The 19,327-nt window shown below is 62.0% G+C and carries 18 protein-coding genes and 1 pseudogene; 5 read left to right on the top strand and 14 right to left on the bottom strand.

Translation table 11 applies throughout. The annotated features are described in order from the left end of the window. The first annotated feature begins 3 nt into the window (after window positions 1-3). Window positions 4-1,362, top strand: coding sequence for a glycolate oxidase subunit GlcF (glcF, locus tag EK416_RS16995; protein WP_127079599.1), 1,359 nt, complete (start codon window positions 4-6; stop codon window positions 1,360-1,362). Window positions 1,363-1,487: 125 nt separating this feature from the next. Further along, window positions 1,488-3,008 (top strand): extensin family protein, encoded by a 1,521-nt coding sequence (locus tag EK416_RS16990; protein ID WP_127079597.1) that lies wholly within the window; start codon window positions 1,488-1,490, stop codon window positions 3,006-3,008. A 204-nt stretch (window positions 3,009-3,212) separates the two neighbouring features. Here the strand turns inward: EK416_RS16990 and EK416_RS16985 are convergent, their stop codons facing one another. The 5 genes from EK416_RS16985 to EK416_RS16965 all read right to left on the bottom strand — a co-directional run bounded on the left by EK416_RS16985 (window position 3,213) and on the right by EK416_RS16965 (window position 6,607). After that, complete coding sequence (locus tag EK416_RS16985; RefSeq protein ID WP_127079595.1) at window positions 3,213-3,707, bottom strand: hypothetical protein; 495 nt, start codon at window positions 3,705-3,707, stop codon at window positions 3,213-3,215. A 140-nt stretch (window positions 3,708-3,847) separates the two neighbouring features. After that, window positions 3,848-4,903, bottom strand: coding sequence for an N-acetyl-gamma-glutamyl-phosphate reductase (gene argC / locus EK416_RS16980; protein WP_127079593.1), 1,056 nt, complete (start codon window positions 4,901-4,903; stop codon window positions 3,848-3,850). Between the two features lie 144 nt (window positions 4,904-5,047). Next, window positions 5,048-5,542, bottom strand: a complete 495-nt coding sequence (gene rpsI, locus EK416_RS16975; protein WP_127079591.1) for a 30S ribosomal protein S9 — start codon at window positions 5,540-5,542, stop codon at window positions 5,048-5,050. Beyond that, window positions 5,542-6,009, bottom strand: coding sequence for a 50S ribosomal protein L13 (gene rplM, locus EK416_RS16970; protein ID WP_127079589.1), 468 nt, complete (start codon window positions 6,007-6,009; stop codon window positions 5,542-5,544). Before rplM ends, rpsI begins: the two co-directional genes overlap by 1 nt. Before the next feature lie 187 nt (window positions 6,010-6,196). After that, window positions 6,197-6,607 carry a PaaI family thioesterase gene (locus EK416_RS16965; protein WP_164730109.1) on the bottom strand — a complete coding sequence of 137 codons (411 nt, stop codon included), beginning with the start codon at window positions 6,605-6,607 and terminating at the stop codon, window positions 6,197-6,199. A gap of 112 nt (window positions 6,608-6,719) precedes the next feature. Here EK416_RS16965 and EK416_RS16960 point away from each other — a divergent pair, with 112 nt between their 5' ends. Beyond that, entirely contained in the window at window positions 6,720-7,325 is a 606-nt protein-coding gene (locus tag EK416_RS16960) for a hypothetical protein (RefSeq protein ID WP_127079585.1), read from the top strand. A gap of 112 nt (window positions 7,326-7,437) precedes the next feature. On the opposite strand, the gene EK416_RS16955 is transcribed toward EK416_RS16960, so the two are convergent. After that, on the bottom strand, window positions 7,438-8,862 hold the full coding sequence (locus EK416_RS16955) for a pyridoxal phosphate-dependent decarboxylase family protein (RefSeq protein WP_127079583.1): 1,425 nt from the start codon (window positions 8,860-8,862) through the stop codon (window positions 7,438-7,440). 389 nt (window positions 8,863-9,251) lie between these two features. Between EK416_RS16955 and EK416_RS16950 the strand changes: the two genes are divergently transcribed. Next, window positions 9,252-9,770 carry a tetratricopeptide repeat protein gene (locus EK416_RS16950; protein WP_127079581.1) on the top strand — a complete coding sequence of 173 codons (519 nt, stop codon included), beginning with the start codon at window positions 9,252-9,254 and terminating at the stop codon, window positions 9,768-9,770. Window positions 9,771-9,847: 77 nt separating this feature from the next. Here the strand turns inward: EK416_RS16950 and EK416_RS16945 are convergent, their stop codons facing one another. From EK416_RS16945 to lepB, 5 genes are all read right to left on the bottom strand, one after another. Further along, the gene (locus EK416_RS16945) at window positions 9,848-10,519 is read right to left on the bottom strand and encodes a DedA family protein (RefSeq protein WP_127079579.1); all 672 of its coding nucleotides are present in this window, start codon (window positions 10,517-10,519) and stop codon (window positions 9,848-9,850) included. Window positions 10,520-10,816: 297 nt separating this feature from the next. Then, the gene (gene recO, locus EK416_RS16940; protein ID WP_127079577.1) at window positions 10,817-11,542 is read right to left on the bottom strand and encodes a DNA repair protein RecO; all 726 of its coding nucleotides are present in this window, start codon (window positions 11,540-11,542) and stop codon (window positions 10,817-10,819) included. A gap of 108 nt (window positions 11,543-11,650) precedes the next feature. Beyond that, the gene (era, locus tag EK416_RS16935; RefSeq protein WP_127079575.1) at window positions 11,651-12,745 is read right to left on the bottom strand and encodes a GTPase Era; all 1,095 of its coding nucleotides are present in this window, start codon (window positions 12,743-12,745) and stop codon (window positions 11,651-11,653) included. Beyond that, window positions 12,738-13,448: a ribonuclease III gene (gene rnc / locus EK416_RS16930; RefSeq protein WP_127079573.1), complete on the bottom strand. Its 711-nt coding sequence runs from the start codon at window positions 13,446-13,448 to the stop codon at window positions 12,738-12,740. The genes era and rnc overlap by 8 nt, the downstream gene beginning before the upstream one ends. 1 nt (window position 13,449) lies before the next feature. Beyond that, window positions 13,450-14,241, bottom strand: coding sequence for a signal peptidase I (lepB, locus tag EK416_RS16925; RefSeq protein ID WP_181952147.1), 792 nt, complete (start codon window positions 14,239-14,241; stop codon window positions 13,450-13,452). Window positions 14,242-14,839: 598 nt separating this feature from the next. Between lepB and EK416_RS16920 the strand changes: the two genes are divergently transcribed. Next, complete coding sequence (locus EK416_RS16920; RefSeq protein WP_127079571.1) at window positions 14,840-15,712, top strand: outer membrane protein; 873 nt, start codon at window positions 14,840-14,842, stop codon at window positions 15,710-15,712. A 174-nt stretch (window positions 15,713-15,886) separates the two neighbouring features. Here the strand turns inward: EK416_RS16920 and EK416_RS16915 are convergent, their stop codons facing one another. The 3 genes and pseudogenes from EK416_RS16915 to dctP all read right to left on the bottom strand — a co-directional run bounded on the left by EK416_RS16915 (window position 15,887) and on the right by dctP (window position 18,864). Then, on the bottom strand, window positions 15,887-17,251 hold the full coding sequence (locus tag EK416_RS16915) for a TRAP transporter large permease (protein ID WP_245434115.1): 1,365 nt from the start codon (window positions 17,249-17,251) through the stop codon (window positions 15,887-15,889). An 87-nt stretch (window positions 17,252-17,338) separates the two neighbouring features. After that, a pseudogene (locus tag EK416_RS18140) lies at window positions 17,339-17,851 on the bottom strand (TRAP transporter small permease); the annotation flags it as partial. Beyond that, on the bottom strand, window positions 17,851-18,864 hold the full coding sequence (dctP, locus tag EK416_RS16910; RefSeq protein ID WP_127079567.1) for a TRAP transporter substrate-binding protein DctP: 1,014 nt from the start codon (window positions 18,862-18,864) through the stop codon (window positions 17,851-17,853). The pseudogene EK416_RS18140 and the gene dctP, both read right to left, overlap by 1 nt. Between the last annotated feature and the right edge of the window lie 463 nt (window positions 18,865-19,327).

Genomic DNA, 19,327 nt, shown 5'->3' with positions numbered 1-19,327 from the left:
CGCATGGAAACGAACTTCACGCTCGCTCAGCTTCGCGACCCTCGCATGAAGGAGGCCGACGCGATCCTTCGCAAATGCGTGCATTGCGGGTTCTGTATTGCGACTTGCCCGACCTACCTGATGCTCGGCGATGAACGCGACAGCCCGCGCGGACGCATCTATCTCATCAAGACGATGCTCGAAGGCAAGGCCACGCCGAAGCAGGTGCGCCCGCATCTCGATCGATGTCTTTCGTGCTATTCTTGCATGACGACGTGTCCGAGCGGCGTCGACTATCGGCATCTGTCCGACTATGCGCGCCAGATCATAGAAACCTCGTCCAGACGCGCTCCGGCGGATGAGGCGATCCGCAAACTGCTGCGTGCCATACTGCCTTACCCCAAGCGTTTCCGCATGGCGCTCGGCGGCGTTTTCCTCGCTCTTCCCTTCCGGCGGCTCCTGATCCGCTCGCGATTCAAGACCATCGGGGCGATGCTCAATCTGGCGCCACGCGGCCGGGTCAAAAGTGGCGTGTATACGCAAGCCGCGACGGTGAAGACGGAGAAGCCGCGCCGTGGCCGCGTCTTGCTGTTGCGCGGCTGCGTGCAACGGGTGCTGAAGCCGAACATCAACGACTCGACCGTGCGTTTTCTGAACCACATCGGTTACGACGTCGTGCTTTCGGAAAATGAGGGCTGTTGTGGCTCCCTTACGTTGCACATGGGCAAGGAAGCCGAGGCGAAGGCGATGGCCAAGGCCAACATCGACATTTGGCAAGACGCCCGCGAGAGCGGTCCGATCGATGCCATCGTCATCAACGCATCGGGCTGTGGTTCGACCGTGAAGGACTACGCGCATCTGTTCGCCGATGACCCGGCCTACGCTGAAAAGGCGCGTTATGTGTCGAGCCTGGCGAAGGATGTTTCCGAATTTGCAGCCTCGCGGAAGATCGATGCGCCCGTCGGTTGGAGCGACATCCGCGTGGCCTATCAATCCTCCTGCTCGATGCAGCACGGCCAGCGCGTGATCGAGGAACCACGCCAGCTTCTGCGCAACGCGGGCTTCACCGTCGTCGAAATTCCGGAGGGGCACATCTGCTGCGGCTCCGCGGGCACGTACAACATGTTGCAGCCGGACCTCGCGAAGCAACTGAGGGAACGCAAGCTTCAGGCTATCGCCAGCGTGAAGCCCGATGTCGTGGCGAGCGGCAATGTCGGCTGCATAAGCCAGCTCTCGGGACCGTTCCCCATCGTGCACACCGTGGAACTGCTCGACTGGGCTTATGGCGGGCCGTGCCCCGCGCCGCTCAAACATCTGGAAGACCGCATCCGGCCGCTGCCGCGCGAGGGGGAAAGCGCCGAAACCGAAGGAGCGCTTGCATAAGCGCATCCCGGGACATTGGAAGCAGATCTAAGGGGAAGCGTGTCGAATAGCTGAATATAAGCAGCCGATTACATCAATCGTTTCGTCGCTATCCAGTCATCGTCAACCGATTTGGATAATCTCGCATGCATGTTTCGGTGCGGTGCCATCGATGGGCCGTTTTCCTGGCGGGCGTTGCAGGGTTGACGAGCTGGTTCCTGTTGCCGCCGCCCTTGTCGGCTGCACCGGTCGTTGCTTTTGAAACCGTGAAGGCGCCGCCCTCGCTGGCCATGGAGGTGCGCCGCAGACATCGCAGCTATCGGCACAGGCGCACGCGCACCCCGGTGAAAAACCGAGCGGAACCGTCGGACCGTCGGCAGCCACAGGATGCGAGAAAGGACACGCCCGCCGCCGGGAGCAAATCCGACCCGCGTGAGGTTCGCGAGCGGCTGCCGCTTCCCGCCTTTCCGGTGGCGCCTGAGACGGCTTCCGGCGTAGCCTCGGAGGTTCAGGCTCCCCCGGAACCGCCGCAACTGCCCGAAGCCACGGTGACGCTTGCTCCGAAGGGCGCTGCGCCGGAAGTGCAGCGCGGTCCTTCGCCACCGCCGTCGCTGGCGTCAACGCCTGACGATCCGTCCAAGGCTGCCGACATGCAGAAGGCTCCTCCGTCGCCGTCGCTTGCCGTTTCCCCCCCCTCATCGGCGACCGAAATTTATGGCCCGCCGCCCCCGCCGCCCGTCTGGACGCAAGCTGAAATCGAAGCGGCACGGCGCGATTGCGACTGGCGCCTCCCCGCGCTGGGCGTCGTCTATGAGCGCCTCAACCCGCTGCGCGAAGGGGCTTGCGGCGCGCCCGCGCCGATCCGGCTTAAGGCGCTCGAAGACAAGGTCGGCCCCGCTGCCATGTTCGCGCCCGCGCCGACGATCACCTGCAAACTGGGTGAAGCGATGCGGCGCTGGTTCACGGAGGTCGTGCAGCCGAAGGCGAAGGAACATCTCAACGCTGTCGTAGTGCGCGTCGGGGCGATGTCGGGCTACGACTGCCGCTCGCGCAATGGCGGCTTTTCGCAGCGCATCAGTCAGCACGCCTATGCGAATGCGCTCGACATCGGCTCATTCGTTACCGCGCGGGGCGAGAAAATCGCGCTCGACGAGCATTGGGCTGCGGGCGACGAGCGAGCGGCCTTCCTGCGCGACATTCACGCGGGCGCATGCCGCATCTTCGGCACCACGCTTGGGCCGGAGGCGAACGAGGCGCACGGCAACCACTTCCATCTCGACATGACGGAGCGGCGAAGCCCTCTGTGCGATTTCACGGGTGCGGAGGCACGCGCGCGTGAGGCGCAGCGGAGAGCGGCGGCGCTGGCTGCGAAGCAGGCGGCGACGCCCGTTCCAGTGGTTGGCGCGTTACCGCCGAAGGAAACGCCGGTCGTATACGGTCCGCCGCTCCCACCGGTTCCCGTTAGCGGCAAGGCGCCGCCGAGCGAGAAGCCAGTGACGGTAGCGCCCGCTCCCGTTCCAGCGGTTGCACCCGCCGTGCGCGAGGCGGCGATACCGAAACCCAATGCGGAGGGGTCGGTCGAAAAGCCGCGCGCTCGCAAGGCAGTTGAGACACGCCGCAAACCACTCCGCCGCCGGGCGAGATTGCCCTTCGGCATCCGGTTTTAGTGAGAAGCACCACAATGGCGACCCAGCGACAGGCCAGCGCGCGAGAAAGGGCGGGACGAGATTGCGAAGGGTCGAACCCGCCGCATTGCATTGCAGCGAAGCCGGATCGGGAAGGGGGAAAGGCCGCATTGTCGCTGAAACGGATGCGCTGTTTCAGGTCACCGCGAGCCGCTTATGACTGCGCAAGGTTCAAGGCGAGACACTTCATCCCCTTGGCGGCTTCTTCTCGCGGGCGAGGGTTTCCAGCGCCTGTTTGGCGGTCAGCTCTGCGTTTTCCTTCTCGCGCTGAACGCGGTCGAGCGACTCGTGAGCCTGCCGCGCATCCTGCTGCGCGGCGTCGAGCGCGCTCTGAAGTTCGGCGTGCCTCGCTTGCGCGGCTTTGGCTGCGTGCTGCGCGGCATCGAGCGCGCTCTGAAGTTCAGCCTGCTTGGCTTGCGCGGCATGCTCGGCGGCATCGCGCGCCGTCTGTTCCTCGGCGAGCTTCGCGGACACGGCCTTCGCGTCCTTCTCGAATCCCTGACGCGCGCGTTCTTCCGCCGCGAGCTTGTCGCGCAAGGCCTGCAATTCCTTCTCGGCCTTGTCCCGCGTTTCGATCACAAGCTTCGCTTGCTGGTCCACAGAGGCGGTAACCAGCTGATATTGGTAGGCAAGGCCCGCAAGCGCGAGGGCCAAGACGGCGATGAGAACGTTTCGGACCATGGTTGTCCTCTGATGCCGAACGAATGTCGATTGGTCGTGAGATAGGGGCTCTTACCACACCGCCCGGCACGAGTTTATGTCATTTCGGTAGACATCGGATTTTTTACCCCGATGTGTTTCCCATGCAAGTTTCGGCTCGATCAGGGGAACAGGGGTTGCTGGGCGATGCCCGCCGTTTCCTCGAAGCCGAACATGAGGTTGAAATTCTGCACCGCCTGCCCGGCAGACCCCTTCACGAGGTTGTCGATGGTGGAAACGACGATGGCGCGGCCCGGTATGCGGTCGGCATAAACGCCTATCAGACAGAAATTTGAGCCACGCACGAACTGTGTGGAAGGCAGTGTGCCCTTGGGCGCAAGCCTGACGAACGGTTCGCCCGCGTAGCGCTCGGCCAAGGCGGCGGCGAGATCGGCGGCCGTGTGCGCGCCCTTGAGCTTCACATAGGCCGTTACGAGTTCGCCGCGGCTCATCGGGACGAGATGCGGCGTGAAGTTCACGAACACGGTCGCGCCCGCCGCCTTCGATATTTCCTGCTCGATTTCGGGCGCATGCCGATGGCCGGCGATCGCGTAGGGTGACAGCCCCTCGCCCGCCTCCGAGAACAGGATGTTCTGTTTCAGCGAGCGGCCCGCGCCGGACACGCCAGACTTCGCGTCGACGATGATGTCGTCGGCCTCGACAAGCTTCGCGGCGACGAGCGGAAGCAGCGCGAGCAGCGTTGCGGTCGGATAGCAGCCCGGACAGGCGACGAGGCGCGCGGCCCGGATCGCCTCGCGATTGTGCTCCGTCAGGCCATAGGCTGCGCCTTCGAGAAGATGCGGCGCGGCATGCTCGCGACCGTACCATTTGGCGTAGGTGGATGTGTCCTTCAGCCGGAAATCGGCAGACATGTCGATCACCTTCACGCGCTCGGGGAGCGTGGCGATGATGTCCTGCGCGGTGCCGTGCGGAAGGCCGCAGAACACCGCATCGAGGCTCGACCAGTCGACTTCCTCCGCCTTGACGAGCGGCGGCGCATCCACGAAGCCGAGATGCGGGAAAACGTCGGAGAGCGGCTTGCCCGCGTGCGTATTCGCGGCGAGCGCCGCGATTTCGATGCCCGGATGGCAAGCGGCCAGACGGATGAGATCCGCTCCCGTGTAGCCGCTCGCGCCGATCACGCCGATTTTGATTTTTTTGCCCGTGGTATTTGGCATATCAAGCCTCTTTGCGGACTGCGCCCACCTCCATTGCCCGATGAGGTGATGGCGACATCGCAATAAAAAAACCCGCCTTTCGGTTTAACACCGGAAGGCGGGTTGATCGACTGGAAATCGAGAGCGCCCGAAGCGCCCTCGCCATTAGCGCTTCGAGAACTGGAAGCTGCGGCGGGCCTTCGCCTTGCCGTACTTCTTGCGTTCCACCACGCGGCTGTCGCGGGTGAGGAAGCCTTCCTTCTTGAGGACCGTGCGAAGCTCCGGCTCGTAATAGGTGAGCGCCTTGGACAGACCATGGCGCACCGCGCCCGCCTGTCCCGAAAGGCCGCCGCCGGCAACGGTCGCGTAAATGTCGTACTGGCTGAGGCGGTTGGCGGTCACGAGCGGCTGCTTCAGGATCATCTGGAGCACGGGGCGCGCGAAATAAGCCTCATGGTCCTTGTCGTTGACCACGATCTTGCCGACGCCGGGCTTCACCCAGACGCGAGCGACTGCGTTCTTGCGCTTGCCGGTCGCATAGGCGCGGCCGTGAGCGTCAAGCTTCTGCACGTGAACCGGACGCGAACGGTCGTCGGCGACGGGAGCGGCCGCAGCGGCGCCCTTGTCGAGACCCGAAAAAGTCTTTGCTGTCTCAGACATTAGCGAACCCTCGCCACGTTCTTGGAATTCAGAGCCCGAACATCGAGCGTCTCAGGATTTTGCGCCGCATGCGGATGCTCCGCCCCCGGATAGATGCGCAGGTTCGTCATCTGCTTGCGACCGAGCGGACCGCGCGGAACCATGCGCTCAACGGCCTTTTCGAGCACGCGACCGGGAAATTTGCCGCCGAGCACTTCAAACGGGCGCCGTTCCTTGATGCCGCCGGGATGGTTGGTGTGGCGGTAGTAGACCTTGTCGTGCAGCTTATTGCCGGTGAAGACGACCTTCGCGGCGTTGATGACGATGATGTTGTCGCCGTCATCCATATGCGGGGTGAAGGTGGGCTTGTGCTTGCCGCGCAGGCGGTTCGCGATGATCGTCGCCAGGCGGCCGACCACGAGGCCCTCGGCATCGATCAGAATCCACTTCTTCTCGATTTCAGATGGTTTAGCGGAATAGGTTGCCATGAGAATGTCCGGCCGGGCCGGGCTCCAATAAAAAAGGGGCCGCATGGCCCGATTGGCGACAACAGATAGTTGACCAGACGGGCCCTGTCAACGGCACGCGCCCGGGATGCATCGAAAAATAGCGACGCAAAAACAATGGATTATGATAATGGTATTATAATACCACATAAGACGGTGTCATGATACCTCAATGCGGAGGCACCGAATAGGTCGCCGTTGCGTGGGCCGCAAGCTGGCTTTCGCCATCCGAATGCAGCGCGATCTCGCCCACCGCAAGCCGCGTGCCGAGTTTCAGCATGCGCGCCTCGCCGATCATGTCGCGCGGCTCGGGCTTTCTGAGAAAGTTGATCGTCAGGCTCGTCGTCACCGCAAGCGCCACCGGACCGATGGAGGCGAGAACCGCCGCATACATCGCCACGTCCGCGAGCGTGAACATCGCGGGCCCCGAAATCGTGCCGCCGGGCCGCAACAGGTGGTCGCCGTAGACCATGCGCATGCGTGCGAAACCGTGGCGGGTTTCCTCGACCCGGTAGGAACGCCCGATGGAGACCTGTGGAAAGACCTGCGCGAGAAAGGCGTTAACCTCGTCCGCCGTCATCTTCGGTGGGATCAGCTTCGCGTTATCGTGGGAGTCCAAGATGGCATCTCCGTTATTTCACCAAGATTTCGCGGGATCACGGGCACGGCCGTTACGCCGGGGGGAAAAGAATATGGATCTGCGCGTGAACGATTTTTGGAAGTTCGACCTGCGAAAATTGTTCGGTTTCATTCTAGTGGTGCTCGCTGCGGCTGTCAGTCCGACCATCGGATCAGCGGCCGCGAAGGATGGGGAACTCACGCGCGAGAGCGTGACGCGCTTCCTCGATTCGTTCACCGAGATGCGCGCCATCGCGATCACCGAGGGGCTTCAAGCGAGCGCGGATCAGGACGCCTCGAAAAATCCCATCGGCGCGGTCGTCAAGGCGGTCAAAAAGACAAAACTCAAGACCGAGGCGAAAACCATCGCCGGCAAGCATGGCTTCTCCGACGTGTCCGATTGGGCCGATACGGGCCGCGCCATAGCTCAGGCTTATCTGCATCTGACGGTCGGACCGTCGCGAGGCGTGGCGCGCGATGCGCTCGACAAGCACAAGGACAACGCCATGAAGGAGCTTGAGAAGCTTGGGCTCCTGAACGAGAAGCAAAAGGCGAAGCTCAAGGAAAATCTCGACAAGGCCGGCGAGGAACTCGCCAAGGAGCCGCCAGCGCAAAACGTCGCCATCGTCCGAGAGATGAAGCCGCAGATCAAGGCGACGGTCAAACTCGGCCTGAATTGATCCGGGATGCGGGAAGAGCTGCCGAACCCAAACGCCGTGGCGTAAATGGACGCGGAACGCCGCTGGCGATTTATGGTGTCGATCAGCTTGTCTGTTTCGGATCGACGGGAATCTAGCCGGAGGCAGCGGCTGCCTCGTTCAAGAGCCCCCACAGCGCTTCCACCTCGGCGCGCCCGGTCGCGGTTGCGCCGATGCTGACGCGAAGGATTTGCCTCCGCTTCAGCAAAGCGGGCGTGATGTAAGCCTTGCCGCCTTCGTTCACCCTGCGGGCCAGTTCCAGATTATGCGCCTTCAGCGCGTCCTCATTATCCTTGAGCGCGGCGGGCACGTGACGGATGCACACGGTCTGAAAAGGCACAGGCGCGAGGCGCTCCCATTCGGCGGCGGCGTCGACGCGGTCCTTGAACCATTGCGCATTGGCAAGGTCGCGGCGTAGCAGCTCCTGAACGCCTTCAACACCCACATCCATCAGATGGAACCAGAGCTTCAGCGCGCGGAAGCGACGGCCAAGCTGGATGTGCCAGTCGCGATAATTCTTCACCGCGCCGTCCTGCTTCGTCTGGAGGTAGCTCGGATTGGTGCTCATGACGCGGATCAGGTGTTCCGGATCGCGCACGTAATAAGCGCTGAAGTCGAAGCCGACGCCCATCCACTTGTGCGGATTGAAGACGAGGGAATCGGCGCGCTCGATGCCTGCCCAGTGGTCGCGGCACTCAGGCAGCACCATCGCGGTGCCCGCCATGGCCGCGTCGACGTGAAGCCACAGGCTGAAACGTTGGGCGATTTCGACGATTTTCGCCAGCGGATCGACGGCGGTGGTGCCCGTGGTTCCGATGCAGGCGACGACGGCGCAGGGACGCAGGCCTCGGCGCAAATCCTCGGCGATGGCCGCTTCCAGAAGATCGAGCCGCACAGCGTGGTCGTCGTCGGTCTCGATGAGCCTCAGATGATCGCGCCCGAAACCGGCGAGCAGCGCCGCCTTTTCGATGCTGCTGTGGCTTTGGTCGGAGGCATAAACCACGAGCGGCGCCTCCGCGGACTGAAGGCCCCGGCTGTTCTGGCTGAAGCCCGACGAGCGCTCGCGGGCGCTGAGAAGGGCAGTCAGCGTTGCGGTGCTGGCTGTATCGTGGATCACGCCGGTGAAGGATTCTGTCAGCCCCACCATCTGCCGAAGCCAGTCCATGACGACTTCTTCCACCTCGGTCGCGGCGGGGCTCGTCTGCCAGCTCATGCCTTGCGCGCCCAGCCCGGCGATCACGAGATCCGCAAGGATCGACGCGTAACTCGTGTTGCTCGGGAAGTAGGCGAAAAAGCTCGGATGGTTCCAATGCGTGATGCCGGGGAGCACGTCGCGGTCGAGCGCGGTCACGGCTTCGTCGAGCCGACCGCCCTTTTGCGGCGGATGCGCGGGAAAGGCCGCGCGGATCTGTCCCGGCTGTGCCTCGCTCATGACGGGACGGCTGGCGAGCCCTTCCCGGTAATCCGCAACCCAATCGATCAACTGGTGGCCGAAGCGGCGGAAGTCATGCGCGTCCATGGATCATCCCTTTCGAAGTTGATCGGAAAACCGTGGCGGCTTTTCTCATCCTTTCGGCAAGGGAGCAAATGCGAAGTCGCTCGTCGACACATAGTTTTGCGCCTCCAAACGGCGGCTTGCAGACGCGGTCAGCCTGTAAAAAGCGCGCGGTAAGCCTGCGGCAAGTCGATCCCGTTATTGAGCAGGCAAACGTCGGGCCACGCCCGACGCGCTGACTGGAAGCCTGTTCGCATTTCTGCCGAGCCCAGCCCCTCGCTCTCCGCGCGGGAGCCCGGCGTTTCGGATCTTCCTGTGTCAGGTTTGACGCGAAGGAGTGAACGACAACCTTGGATCACCGTCTCGCCGCTTCGGATTTTGACGCTACGACGTTGTAGAAAAGAGCACATCTCATGCGACTTCTTCCCTTGACGCTCGCCGCAGCCTTCGCGTTCGCCGGAACGGTTGCCCATGCAGGCGGAGCCTCGGTTGCGTGCGAGAACGCTCTGAGAAAAGCCGCCCTGACGGACGCCGTCACGCTCTGTTCGCAGGCCGTGGACGCGGACCCTGCCGATGCCAGGGCGCTTACGTACCGGGGCGCGGCATTTCTCGCGCTCGCCCGGTTCGACCGCGCTTATGAGGATCTCACCCGGGCGGCGGCGCTCGATGGTGGAAATCCTCTCACCTTCTACAATCTCGGCGTTTATTTCGACAAGACGAGAAGCCCCGAAAAGGCGGTCGAAGCTTATTCGACGGCCATCCGGCTCAGCCCCGGCAACCCGGTCGGACTTTACAATCGTGCCAAGGCATACGAGCGCCTATGCAAAACCGCCGAGGCGATGCGCGACTATCAGAAGATCCGGGAAATCGCCCCCGGCATGGCGAGCGCACGGACGATTCCCACCTCGATTGAAGCCTGCTCGTCGAATTGAGGACGCTTGACCGCTGGCGCTGCCATTCGATCAGGCTTGCACCCGAAGCATAAGCCGTCCGATTTCGCTACGACCCTTTACTCGGCCGGGACGCTGTTTTCCTCCGGCCGCGGACGGCGCCTGCGGCGCTCCTTGGCGCTTGTCCCCTGCACCTTGACGGCGATGATCGTGAACAGCGCCGTCAAGGCGAGCACGATGACGGCTATGACGACCCAGCCCCCTGTACTCACCTCGGTGAAGTCTCCGACTTCCCGGGCGAAGAAATAACCCGGCAACAACATGAACGGCACCCACGCGATGGCCGACGTAACATTGGCGATCTGGAAGGTGAGGTGACGCATCCGCATGATGCCCGCGACCAGAGGAATCGTGGATCGGACCGGGCCGAGAAAACGGCCGATGAAGATCGAAAGAAACCCGTACTTGCGGAAGAAAAGTCGCGCTCGGGCCACGCCTTCCTTCTCGCGGTTGAGCGGCCATCGATGCACGACGCTCGGGCCGATCCAGCGGCCGAGCCAATAGGTTACGGCATCGCCGAGGCACGCGCCCGCGATGGACCACAAGATGACCGTGGTCGGGTCGAGCATGCCTTTCTGGATGAGGCCGCCCGTAAATAGCATGATCGCGGTCGCTGGAAAGAAAAGACCGATGAGGATCAGGGATTCGCCGAACGCGATGACGGCGAGGACCGGCCCGGCCAGATCCTTATGCGCGAGGATAAATTCCTGGATGGTTCCGAGAACGTCCACAAGAAACCTTTCTATGCGGCTGACCGGGCTGCCTTTTTTTAGTCTGTGGCGAGGATACGCCGGTTCTTGAGCGGCGCCCGGTACGGCCAACATCCGATGCCCACGAATAGGCCGGCGTTGCACCGCGTGCAAAACACTAAATGGCGAATCGCGCGCCTTTATTCAATTCAAAAGGGTTTTGCACTGCCAAGAGCCACTATAACACGGGGGATCGGTTAAGGTTCTGCTTCCAAAGTAGGGGCGCGGCAGCAGGGGAGTCATGCCTGCCCGCACAGGCCGGACATGCGAGGCATCCGGTCAGGGCCTGCGCCTGAGCGCGCGGACGAACTCTTCCCGCGCCCTCGGCATTGGCCTGCCGCTTTCAGCGAAGACGTGCGCCGCGAGAAAATGACCGGTGAGTTGCAGTCCCGCTTCGATCTCCGTGCCGGATGGAGCGTTCGCGCTCGCTCCATTCGCGAGGAAGGCAGGCAATGGAAGCAGGCGATCGGCATAAGGTTCGCCCGCTTCGCGGCATACAGCCTGCCCGGATTTCGGCGAGACGTAGGCGAGGTCTTCCTTGCGCCCGGTCGCGGCGCATGTCGCGAGGTTGAGGCCAAAGCCCAGTTCGTTCAGAAAGTTCATTTCGAAGCGGATGAAGGCGGCCGGAAAATTTGCGTCGGATGCTTGCGCAAGGCAGTCCTGCGCGGCGTCATAAAGCGCGGGGTGTGGATCGCGCTCCGCCAGAACTTGGAGCAGCGCCGCCAGCGCCGTCATGCCCGCAAGCGCGGAAGGATCGTCGAGCGCGTTCGCGGCAGTGGCGCGCGCGAGTTCGACCGTGTAGACGCCGAGTTGATCGTCGAGACGGGCGCGCCATTCGACGCCGAGCGTATTTCCGGTTTGAAGGAGCGGGCGGAGGCGGCGCGAACGCCCTCCCTTCACAAGCCCCTTGGCGCGACCGTTGGCACGCGTGAATATGTCGGCGATGACGCTTGTCTCACCGTGCGGGCGCCCCGCGAGGAAAATGCCGTCGTCAGACCATCTCACGGCCTACCCATCTCTGGCCATGCGCTCCGCCGATACCGTCCTTCAGGCCACGCACAGGCAACGCAGGAACGGCTCCCCGAACGAAAGCCCGCGGGCGCGCGCCCCGCGTCATTTCTTCGGGAAATCGAGACCCATCTCGCGATAGCGCTCGGGATCGTCGGCCCAGTTCTCGCGCACCTTCACGAACAGAAAGAGATGCACAGGCGTCTCGATGCCCTCTTCGATCTCCTTGCGCGCCTCCATGGAGATGTGCTTGATCGCCTGCCCCTTGGCGCCAAGCACGATCTTGCGCTGACTTTCCCGCTCCACGAAAATCGTCTGCTCGATGCGCACGGCGCCCTTGCGAACGGTTTTCCAGCTCGTGGTCTCGACGGTGGAGGAATACGGAATTTCCTCATGCAGCCGGATGAACATCTTCTCACGCGTGATTTCGGCCGCCCACTGACGCAGCGGCGCATCCGCGATCTGGTCTTCCGGGAAGAGCCACGGACCATAGGGCATGCGGGCGGCGAGAAAGCTTCGCAGGTCCTCCACGCCGTCGCCCGAAAGCGCCGAAATCATGAAAAGACTTTCGAGCTTGAGCCGCTCGGATGCCTCGCCCGCCAGCGCGAGAAGCTTCTCCTTGTGGATCTTGTCCACCTTGTTCAGCGCCAGAATGAGCGGGATCTTGAGATTTGCCGCTTCGTTCACGATAGGATCGACCGTGTCGTCGAAACCGCGCGCCGCGTCCACCACGAGCACGGCAACATCCGCCTCGCGCGCCTCGGTCCAGGCGGTTTCCACCATGGCGCGGTCGAGCCGACGCTTCGGTGCGAAGATGCCCGGCGTGTCGACGAGCACGATCTGAGCCTCGCCATCGAGCGCGATGCCGCGAACGCGCGTGCGCGTCGTCTGCGCCTTGTGCGTGACGATGGACACTTTCGCACCGACAAGCGCATTGACGAGGGTGGACTTCCCTGCGTTGGGCGCGCCGATCACGGCCGCGAAGCCGCAGCGGCTGCCCGTGCCGGGTGAGTGTTGCGTTCCGCGTTCCGCCGACGACGCGGAGACAGGGCCGCCATCCTCTTCGGACAGACGCCTGCGCTCATACACGGGTACTTGCGGATGAGCTTGCTCTGCACCGGCAGTGGTTTCGGCGGCTTCGTGCTCGACATGCTCCGCGTCTTCGAGAGCGTCGCCACTGTTCTTCTTGTTCTCAGGCATTTTCCCGTTCCGGTTGGCCGACGCCTTCGCGCTTCAGGAGCGCTTCCGCCGCCGCCTGCTGTGCCTTCTTGAGCGACGAGCCGGTGCCGCGCTCCGGCTTCAATCCCCGCACCCTGACCTCGACCGTAAAGCTCGGTGCGTGATCGGCCCCGGACCGCTCCACCTCATGATAGTCCGGCAAGCCGCGCTTCTGGCTCTGCGCGAATTCCTGAAGCGCCGTCTTGGCATCGGGGGCGGGCGGCTCGCCCGAGACGATGAAAGGCTCCCAGTGTCGATGCACGACGGCTTCCGCCGCAGCAAAACCGCCATCGACGGAAATTGCTCCCAGCAGCGCCTCCACGGCGTCGGCGAGGATCACATCTTTTTTTCGTCCACCGGACCGCGCCTCGCTTGGCGCCATCACGAGATGCGGACCAAGCTCAAGCCTTACCGCGACCTCGGCGCAGGTCGTCTTGCAGACGAGCGAATTGAAATGTCGCGCAAGCTCGACCTCGCGCGCGTTGGGAAAGCGCTCGTAGAGCAACGCGGCAACGGACAGGCCGAGCACCCGGTCGCCCAGAAATTCCATCCGTTCGTTGTCTCTGCCGCCCTTCTCGCTGCGAGCGCTCGAATGGGTAAGGGCCTCCGCCAGGAGGCTCCGTTCCTTGAATTGATAGCCGAGGGAAGCTTCAAGCTCCTCGATGCGCGGTTTCTTGACGGGCAACTTAATGAATCACGGTTCCGATCCGCGACCAGCGGATCTCCAGGGGCCAGCGCCATGGGGCGAGCCAGCTAGCGGGCTCGCCGATGGAGAAGAACAGCACGCGGGCGCGGCCCACGAGGTTTTCCGAAGGAACATAGCCGATGCCGTTTCCGTCGAAGAAGCGGCTATCGGCGGAGTCGTCGCGGTTGTCACCGAGGAAGAAATAATGCTGCGGAGGCACGACGAACACTTCCGTATCGTCCGCTGCGCCGAACCGACCGAGACGGCAGGTTTCCGAGAGCTTTTGCGTCAGATAGCTGCGGCCGCTCGGCAGAGTTTCGCGATACTGGTGCACCGTCTGATTGGGCCCGCACTTCGTATCCATCACGGCGTCGGGCGCGCGCTCCCGTTTGACCGCCTCGCCGTTGATGTAGAGCTGTCCGCCGATCAGCTGAATGCGGTCGCCGGGTAACCCCACAAGGCGCTTGATGTAATCGGTGGAATTGTCCCGGGGCGTCTTGAAGACGATGACGTCGCCCCGATCGGGGTCGGACGCGAGAATCCGCCCGCTGAACATCCCCGCGCCGAAGGGGAAGGAATATTTGCTGTAGCCGTAGCTGTATTTGGAAACGAACAGGTAATCGCCGACAAGCAGCGTAGGGATCATGGAGCCGGACGGGATATTGAACGGCTGGAAAAGGAAGATGCGGATCACGATCGCGATGGCGATAGCTTGCAGGAGAACAATCGCAAGATCGTACGCACTACTCTCCTTCTTTTCCTTCTCGTGGGTCACTTCGGTTTTCACGCTCATCTTTACGGTCCGGTTCGAGTCTCGCGCACCCGCGGCGCATGCGCGAGAACAAAAAGGGATGAGCGCGTTTCAACGCCAGATCGCCGCTTGTTATGGGTGAGCCCGCTCAGCGCCTGATATAGCCGATGTCGCGCCGAAAGCAAGAACGAGGCACGAATGCCGCGGGACGAGGTGCGCTTTCGCCCCCTTTACGATCCGGGCCAGAGACACGGGATGCTTAAGCATCATGCGTCCATGTCTGCGGGCATGCCTTGGCCTCCCTGCGATTGATGCCCTGGATGACGCCACCTTCGACAGGGTTAGCGGACCAGAAATGAGAGATCGGCGTGTCGACACAGTGCATTTGCACAAGTTTTAAGGAAGCGTTTCGAGGCGAATCAAGTCTGGCGCTGTGGCATGGAATCAACAGTTCAACGCCTATATGATGTTGTAACCCTCTGAATCCAAACGATTTCAACCAGTATAGTATTTTACGTGCACTCGCAAAACGAGCGTCTATGCATTCCGCTATCTTGAGTTTAAGCGCTGGGCGTGTAAACACTCCATAAGTGTAGCGTAATCATGTCATGCAATCTAGGCGGGAATAGGAGTGAGGGTTATGTCTGTTCGTGTTGTGCGGTCGAGCGCGTTTGCAGTCGGTGCGCTTGCGATGATCGGTTCTGCGCAGGCCGCGGATATCTATGCCGGCGGCGGGTACGGGGGCTACAAGGACGCGCCCGTTGTGGTGGCGGTGCCCACATGGACCGGGTTCTACGTCGGTGGCCATCTCGGCGCGGCGTGGACGAATATCGATACCCGGCGGAACACCTATTACGATGGCGACGGCAACTTTAGCTATAATTATTCCACTTTCGGCGGCAATGGTCTGAACACGGCCGGCGCCTTTGGCGGTGGCCAGTTCGGTTACAACTGGCAGACCGGCGGCAATTTCGTGCTCGGCATCGAAGTGGATGTCGGCGGCCTTCAGGGCGACAACGAGCGCACCTTCGTCGGGACCACATATAATAACCTTGTGCCGGCAGGCATCGACAATATCGCCGTCGTAAATGTGAAGTCGCAAGGCGGCATCTATGGCGACGTGACCGGTCGCCTCGGTTACGCTTGGGGCAGCACACTGCTTTATTTGAAGGGCGGCTTCGCATGGCTGGCTACCGACCTCAAGGTGCGCGCCGCCGTCACGTCGGATGTCGACACACCCGCTTTGACCAGCACCGCCTACTACAGCCGCAGCTTCGATAACACCCTCACCGGGTGGACGGCTGGCGGCGGTCTTGAGTACCAGTTCAACCCGAATTGGTCGGCGAAAGTCGAATATCAACACTTCGATTTCAGCCTCGACAACAATAACTGGGCTTGGGACTCGAACAATAACTGGAAGCTCTTCAAGAACGACGTGACGGCCGACACCGTGAAGCTTGGTATCAACTATCGCTTCGTTTCTACGCCCGCCGCATACGTGCCGCTGAAGTAGCCCCCGAGCGAGGCAACGTTGACCGACGCAGCGGCGAGCACGGCGCGCCGCTCCCGGTCAAGCTTTCTGCTCGCAGGTCGGGCAACAAAAAAGCGGAGGCCTATGGCCTCCGCTTGGCTATAGCGGGGTTTCTGTCGCCTGGAACACCAGAGGCGCGCCAGGCGACAGCAAGATTTAGCTGACGAGGCTCGGCAGGAACATCGCGATCTGCGGGAAGAAGCAGATCAGGACGACGCCGACAAACATCAGACCCACGAACGGCAGCGCGCCCCACATGACCGTCGAAAGCGAGATATCGGGCGCGATGTTCTTGATGACGAACAGGTTCAGGCCGACAGGCGGATGAATAAGGCCCATCTCCATCACGATGGTCATAACGACGCCGAACCAGATCAGGTCGAAGCCCGCGGCCTTGAGCGGCGGCAGGATGATCGGTGCCGTCATCAGGATGATAGACACCGGCGGAAGGAAGAAGCCGAGAACCACCACGAAAAGAAGGATCGCGGAAAGCAGTTCCCATCTCGACAGACCAAGCGACGTCAACCACATCGCCGCGCTTTGCGAGATGTGCAGGTAGCTCATGACGTAGGAGAACAGGAGCGAGAACCCGATGATAAGCAAGAGCATCGAGCTTTCGCGCATGGTGCCTGTCAGGATCGGCATCAGCCGCTTCGGCCGCCATACGCCATACATCACTCCGATCACGAGGAGCGCAAGGATGGCGCCGACGCCCGCGGTTTCAGACGGCGTCGCATACCCTGCATAAAGCACCACCATGACGCCCGCGAGGATGGTGACGAACGGCATCACCCAGGCGACCATGGAGATCTTCTGGCGCAGCGTATAATGATCCTCGTGCAGGATGGCGGCATTCTTTGCCTTTTCCCCGCGCTGTACGGCGGCTAGCGCCTGCCGCTTTTCGCGGCTGAACTTCCACGACGCGTAGAGCGCGAAAAGCACGATCAGAAGCAGGCCGGGACCGATGCCCGCGAGGAACAGCTTGCCGAGCGAAACCTCTGCGGCCACGGCATAGAGAAGCATGGTGACCGAAGGCGGAAGCAAGATGCCGAGCGTGCCGCCGGCCGCAATGATGCCTGCGGCGAGACCGGGCGAGTATCCGCGCTTGCGCATCTCCGGGATACCGGCCGAGCCGATGGCCGAGCACGTTGCGGGCGATGAACCCGCCATGGCCGCGAAGAGACCGCAGGCGAGCGTGTTCGCCACGCCGAGACCGCCGGGAACCTTGTGCAGCCAGGCATGAAGCGCGGAGTAAAGGTCCTTACCGGCATCGGATCGCCCGATCGCCGCGCCCTTCAAAATGAACAGCGGGATGGCGAGCAGGATGACGTTAGCCAGCTCTTCATAGACGTTCTGAGCGATGGTATCGACCGACGCTCGCGGCATGAAAAGGAACATGAAGATCGTCGCGACCACACCCAGCGCGAACGCGATGGGGATGCCCGAGAACATGATGACAAGCGTCGCTGTGCAGTAGGCGATGCCGATCGTGGCCGGAGAATAGCCCTGAAGCAGAGGCATCACCGGACGCTGCCACAGGACCAGCGCCGCGAAGGCGGCAAGGCCCAGCACCAGCATGATGATCGACCGCTCGCCAACCTGCAGCGCGAGCTGCAGCGCGAGCACGGCAAAGCCGACCGTCATCACGAGATAGGGGATCCAGAGCGGAGCCCCCCACGACGACTGCGAGATCTGCCCTTCAACCCAGGCTTCATGGAACAGCGCGCCAGACTTCCACGCGATAAACGCGATGAAGACGAGCGAGACGGTGTCGATGAAAACGTCCCGCACAACCTTCGCCCGGCGTGGAAGGAAGGACGCAAGGATCTCGATGCCGATGTGTCCCCGGCGCGCTTGCACGGCGGCCGCCGACAGGAAGACGGCGCCGGCAACCAGAAACACTTCCATCTCATCCTGCCAGACCATGCCCTGGCCGGTGGAGTGTCCGAGGAGGACACCAACCGTCAGAACCCCCGAGGCGACGATGAGCGAGAGGGACGCGAGATTGAAAAGAAGATCGACGAACCGACGAAAAGCACCCCGAAGGATGCTTTCGCCAGAATAATCGACCTTGCCATGATCCGCCAGAATGGCGTCAGAATGAAGCTCGCCCGCCGACATCAGGAGACCGAACGTGCGCTGGCCAGAAGTTCAGCGGCTTCGGTGGACTTCGACGCGAAATCCTTCCAGGCCGTCTCTTCGGCGATCTTGGTCCACGCCGCAAGCTCTTCCGGCTTCAGGTCGACGACCGTCTTGTTGAGACCCGCGTAGAGCTTCGCGATGGCTTCGTCGTCCTTCTTCGCCTCGGCTGTGCCGAACCATTCCATTTCCTGGCCGACGTCGACGATGATCTTCTGCTGGTCGGCTGGCAGGGAGTCGAAGATGTCCTTCGACATCAGAAGCGGCTCGCACATGAACCAGATGGCGCCCGTGCGCGCGGTGGTGATGGAATTGCAGAGTTCTTCAACGCGGAAGGACATAAGGCTCGTCGAAGAGGTCAACGCGGCGTCGAGCGCGCCCGTCTGCATGCCGAGATAGATTTCGTTGGACGGCATGGTGGAAACCTGCGCGCCCGCCGCTGTCAGCATGAGGTCGAATTCGCGGCTGCCGCCGCGGATCTTCAGGCCCTTCACGTCATCCGGAACGCGGATCGCCTTCTTGAGCGACGCAGCGCCGCCTGCCTGCCATACCCAGGTGATGAACTTCACGCCCTTGGCTTCGGCGATCTTGGAGAGCGACTGACCGATCGGGGCATCTTTCCACTTCGCGCCCTGTTCGTAGGACGTGACGAGAAGCGGCATCAGGCCGAGATTCAACGCCTGAACTTCGCTGCCGGCATAAGGGAGGGGATAGAGCGAGAAGTCGAGAGCGCCTTTGCGCAGCGCAGAAAACTGCGCGAACGTCTTCATGAGAGACGAGCCGGGATAGATTTCAAATTTCAGCGCGCCATTCGTGCGCTTCTCGACCTCGGCTGCGAACCGCCTCACGAGACGATCACGGAAATCGCCCTGATCGATCGTGCCACCCGGGAACTGATGAGAAATCTTCAGCGTGCGGACGCCTTGCGCCCGAAGCAGTCCAGGCGCGGCTATGGAAAGGGCAGCGCCGCCGATGAATGCCCGTCTCGAAATCATGGCGTTCTCCAAATCTATAATCAGGGGTCGTTCCGTCCGCCCTTCTTATAGCATCCGCCCGTCGCGGGAAGGGATTCATTGCCGGACTATACTTTGGTCTAAATCGTATGCAAAATACCTAAAAATGGACACAAAAATTGGGAAATAGCGGCGTTCGTTTGCGTTTTTTGCGCGGGATCCTTGTCAATTTCCAAGGTTAGTTTGGCGGCGCAAGCCGGGGGTGTGACGTTTATGCCCAGTTATAATTAACTACTTTTTTGCGATTGGATTCAAACGGCTGGTTGATCCTCATCGGTCAAGCCTACCTTTGCGCGATCTCCTATGCCGTGCATAGGCGTGTCCTTTTTATATGGGGCAGTGAGCGACCGGTTGCGTAATCAGCGCCGACAAGACTTCTGGCCAACTGTGCCCCTTTGAGCCGTCGGTCGCCTGCCTGCGGAGGATCATTATATCATCGATTTCA

It is taken from the genome of Rhodomicrobium lacus (genome assembly GCF_003992725.1).
Classification (GTDB): domain Bacteria; phylum Pseudomonadota; class Alphaproteobacteria; order Rhizobiales; family Rhodomicrobiaceae; genus Rhodomicrobium; species Rhodomicrobium lacus.
Note: the sequence above shows the minus strand (reverse complement) of the source record. Positions and strands in the feature narration are given on the sequence as shown.

What these genes read in the sequence shown, in the direction of transcription:
- glcF (WP_127079599.1), top strand. Translation starts at nt 4, where the DNA reads ATGGAAACGAACTTCACGCTCGCTCAGCTTCGCGACCCTCGCATGAAG.
- EK416_RS16990 (WP_127079597.1), top strand. Translation starts at nt 1,488, where the DNA reads ATGCATGTTTCGGTGCGGTGCCATCGATGGGCCGTTTTCCTGGCGGGC.
- era (WP_127079575.1), bottom strand. Translation starts at nt 12,745, where the DNA reads ATGCCTGAGAACAAGAAGAACAGTGGCGACGCTCTCGAAGACGCGGAG.
- EK416_RS16965 (WP_164730109.1), bottom strand. Translation starts at nt 6,607, where the DNA reads ATGACGGCGGACGAGGTTAACGCCTTTCTCGCGCAGGTCTTTCCACAG.
- EK416_RS16950 (WP_127079581.1), top strand. Translation starts at nt 9,252, where the DNA reads ATGCGACTTCTTCCCTTGACGCTCGCCGCAGCCTTCGCGTTCGCCGGA.
- dctP (WP_127079567.1), bottom strand. Translation starts at nt 18,864, where the DNA reads ATGATTTCGAGACGGGCATTCATCGGCGGCGCTGCCCTTTCCATAGCC.
- EK416_RS16920 (WP_127079571.1), top strand. Translation starts at nt 14,840, where the DNA reads ATGTCTGTTCGTGTTGTGCGGTCGAGCGCGTTTGCAGTCGGTGCGCTT.
- lepB (WP_181952147.1), bottom strand. Translation starts at nt 14,241, where the DNA reads ATGAGCGTGAAAACCGAAGTGACCCACGAGAAGGAAAAGAAGGAGAGT.
- EK416_RS16915 (WP_245434115.1), bottom strand. Translation starts at nt 17,251, where the DNA reads ATGCCTCTGCTTCAGGGCTATTCTCCGGCCACGATCGGCATCGCCTAC.
- rplM (WP_127079589.1), bottom strand. Translation starts at nt 6,009, where the DNA reads ATGGCAACCTATTCCGCTAAACCATCTGAAATCGAGAAGAAGTGGATT.
- argC (WP_127079593.1), bottom strand. Translation starts at nt 4,903, where the DNA reads ATGCCAAATACCACGGGCAAAAAAATCAAAATCGGCGTGATCGGCGCG.
- rpsI (WP_127079591.1), bottom strand. Translation starts at nt 5,542, where the DNA reads ATGTCTGAGACAGCAAAGACTTTTTCGGGTCTCGACAAGGGCGCCGCT.
- EK416_RS16985 (WP_127079595.1), bottom strand. Translation starts at nt 3,707, where the DNA reads ATGGTCCGAAACGTTCTCATCGCCGTCTTGGCCCTCGCGCTTGCGGGC.
- EK416_RS16960 (WP_127079585.1), top strand. Translation starts at nt 6,720, where the DNA reads ATGGATCTGCGCGTGAACGATTTTTGGAAGTTCGACCTGCGAAAATTG.
- EK416_RS16955 (WP_127079583.1), bottom strand. Translation starts at nt 8,862, where the DNA reads ATGGACGCGCATGACTTCCGCCGCTTCGGCCACCAGTTGATCGATTGG.